This is a genomic window from Brachyspira catarrhinii (assembly GCF_005518285.1).
Taxonomy (GTDB): domain Bacteria; phylum Spirochaetota; class Brachyspiria; order Brachyspirales; family Brachyspiraceae; genus Brachyspira; species Brachyspira catarrhinii.
The window spans coordinates 1-1,687 of sequence record NZ_SJDU01000443.1 but is presented as its reverse complement, the minus strand read 5'-3'; the positions used below and the strand labels follow the sequence as shown (position 1 = coordinate 1,687).

The following is a 1,687-nucleotide window of genomic DNA, read 5'->3' as shown; positions in this document are numbered from 1 at the left end:
GTTTTGCCGCAATTAAAATACTTTATGTATTAAATATATTTATAATTAAAAACGAACTTATACTAACGATTAGAAGAGCGAGCATGTTTATAGAAGCGATTACAATGTTTCCGATACAGACAATACTCGCTTTATATTTTTACGAACCCGCCACAAACGAAAATAAAAAAGAAAAAAATTAATCCAAATTATTTATATATTCTTTAAGTTTAATTGCATCTTCGTATTCGTTGTCAATAGATAAAGCTTTGTCGATATTTTCCAAAGCCGATTTTTTATTTCCCATATCGAAATATATAGAGCCTATATTATAATAAATTAATTTGTTGCCATCGTCTATTTCTTTAGCTTTTTCCAAATATCTAATCGCCATATTATTGCTGTTTTTTTTTCTGTAGCATGAAGAAATATTGCATAAAATATAAATATTGCTTTTTTCGTAAATAAAATTCAAATCATGGAATAAAGAAAGCGCTTTGTCGTAATCGCCTTTTCTATAATAGATGCATCCGAGCAAATTGACGATTCCGTTTATTTGTCTAACATTATAAATATAATTGCTATAATTGAGAGATATGTCGTATTCTCCAAATTCGTAAGATTTGAAAGCTATATAAATATATCTTTGATAATCTCTTTTCATTATTTTTATATTGTCGTTAATCTCAATCGCCTTATTAAAATATTCCGCTCTGTTTTCCTCGTCCATTATTCCCATATATTCGTAAACGAAAGGATTATCGTTTTTAAGATTTATAAATTTATTAAAATATTCCAAAGAGTTTTTATACGAATTATTTTTCATGCATAAAAAACCCGACATATATAAAGCCTCTAAATTTTCGGGTTCGTTATCCAATATGAGTTTATAATAATTTTTAGCGTCTTCAAATTTATTTTCTTTTATGCAAGTTTTCGCAAGTTCGAATAAATCTTTTTTTTCTTCTTTACTGCTATTAGCGTTCATATAAAACTCTCTAATATTTCGATTAATCTTAACTATAAAATTTCTTCATCATATTATTTCTATAGTCGGAAAAATTATCCTTTTCTATAGAAAGTCTTAAATCTTTCATAAATCTTTGCATAAATCTAACATTATGAATAGTCATCAAAATTGAAAAAAGTATTTCATGAGTTTTATCCAAATGATTCAAATAGGCTTTGGAAAAATTTTTACAAGTATAACAGTCGCAATTTTCTTCCAAAACGGTATCGTCCGTTCTATATTTTGAATTTCTTATTCTTATGATTCCGTCCATCGTAAAAGCCTCTCCGTTTCTCGCGTTTCGAGTCGGCATAACGCAATCGAACATATCGATTCCTTCCATAACCGAATTTAATATATCTCTCGGTTCGCTTACGCCCATCAAATATCTCGGTTTTGCTTTATTCGTATAAGTCATAACTTTTGACAAAACCTCATGCATCTTTTCTGGCGTCTCCCCAACCGAAAGTCCGCCGATTGCATAAAAAGGAAAATTCATTAAAGTCAAAGTTTCGGCGCTTATTTTTCGCAAATCGTCAAACATTCCTCCTTGAATTATTCCCCCTAAATATTGCCATTCGCTATTTGGAGAGTTATCATGATAATCTTTGCATTCTTTTGCCCATTTATGAGTTCGCTCCATCGCTTCTTTAACATATTTATAACCCTCGTCATGTTTCGAGCATTCGTCAAGGCACA

Annotated in this window: 2 protein-coding genes and 1 pseudogene; 1 reads left to right on the top strand and 2 read right to left on the bottom strand. The window is 29.8% G+C overall.

The genetic code is table 11. The annotated features are described in order from the left end of the window. Nucleotides 1–182: pseudogene (locus EZH24_RS11315) on the top strand (hypothetical protein); the annotation flags it as partial. Here the strand turns inward: EZH24_RS11315 and EZH24_RS11310 are convergent. Together EZH24_RS11310 and EZH24_RS11305 are read right to left on the bottom strand one after the other, a co-directional pair. After that, nucleotides 179–967, bottom strand: coding sequence for a tetratricopeptide repeat protein (locus tag EZH24_RS11310; protein WP_137999206.1), 789 nt, complete (start codon nt 965–967; stop codon nt 179–181). The pseudogene EZH24_RS11315 and the gene EZH24_RS11310 sit on opposite strands and share 4 nt — an antisense overlap. Before the next feature lie 28 nt (nt 968–995). Then, the coding region (locus tag EZH24_RS11305; RefSeq protein ID WP_137999205.1) for a tRNA guanosine(34) transglycosylase Tgt at nt 996–1,687 on the bottom strand (692 nt) is incomplete at its 5' end.

Coding starts and splice junctions, on each gene's coding strand:
- EZH24_RS11310 (WP_137999206.1), bottom strand. CDS start 967: ATGAACGCTAATAGCAGTAAAGAAGAAAAAAAAGATTTATTCGAACTT.